Source organism: Limimaricola litoreus (assembly GCF_024159025.1).
In the GTDB taxonomy this organism is placed as follows: domain Bacteria; phylum Pseudomonadota; class Alphaproteobacteria; order Rhodobacterales; family Rhodobacteraceae; genus Limimaricola; species Limimaricola litoreus.
The window spans coordinates 1-860 of record NZ_JAMYXC010000115.1; the positions used below are offsets into that span (position 1 = coordinate 1).

Consider the following 860-nt stretch of genomic DNA (forward strand, 5'->3'; position numbering starts at 1 on the left):
CGCGAAGTTCTCCTCCGAGCCGACGCCGCGCCCGCCCGAGACGACGATGCCCGCGCTTGTCAGCTCAGGCCGGTCGCTTTCGGCCAGCTTGTCCTCGACCCAGGACGACAGTCCGGGATCGGATGCGGCGGCCACGTCCTCGACCGAGGCCGACCCGCCATCGCCCGCGGGCTCGAAGCCGGTGGTGCGGATGGTGAAGACCTTGGTCGCGTCCTTCGACTTCACCGTCTGCACGGCGTTGCCGGCATAGACCGGGCGGTCGAAGGCGCCATCCTCGTGGATCGCCAGAACGTCGGGGATGATCATCACGTCCAGAAGTGCCGCGACGCGCGGCATGATGTTCTTGGCGTCTGTGGTCGCGGGGGCCGCCACGTGCTCATGCCCCTCGGCCAGCTGCGCCACCAGTGCCGCGACCGGCTCGGCGAGACGGTGCGAATAGAGCGCGTCCTCAGCGCAGAGCACCTTTGCGACACCGTCGATCGAAGCCGCCGCATTCGCCGCGTCCTTCGCCTTCGCGCCCACGCACAAGAGCGTCACATCGCCAAGCGGCGCCACGGCGGCGACGGCGCGAGCGGTGGCGTCGTGGTTCAGTTCGCCGTCGGTGACCTCGGCCAGAAGAAGAACGCTCATCACACCACCCCCAGATCTTTGAGCTTCTCGACCAGCTCGTCGACCGAACCGACCATCATCCCCGCCTTGCGCTCCGGCGGCTCGGCGGTCTTGACGACCTCAAGCCGGGGCGAGACGTCGACGCCGTAATCGGCCGCCGTCTTCTCGTCCAAGGGCTTCTTCTTGGCCTTCATGATGTTGGGCAGCGAGGCATAGCGCGGCTCGTTCAGCCGCAGGTCAACGCTGACGAT

Annotated in this window: 2 protein-coding genes; both read right to left on the reverse strand. The window is 67.7% G+C overall.

What is annotated here, in order from left to right:
• Positions 1-630: electron transfer flavoprotein subunit alpha/FixB family protein (locus NHG85_RS07780; protein ID WP_253331315.1), on the reverse strand; the 630-nt coding region annotated here is incomplete at its 3' end.
• Positions 630-860, reverse strand: a 231-nt coding sequence (locus tag NHG85_RS07785; RefSeq protein WP_440339800.1) for an electron transfer flavoprotein subunit beta/FixA family protein, incomplete at its 5' end; no start/stop codon positions are given. The genes NHG85_RS07785 and NHG85_RS07780, both read right to left, overlap by 1 nt.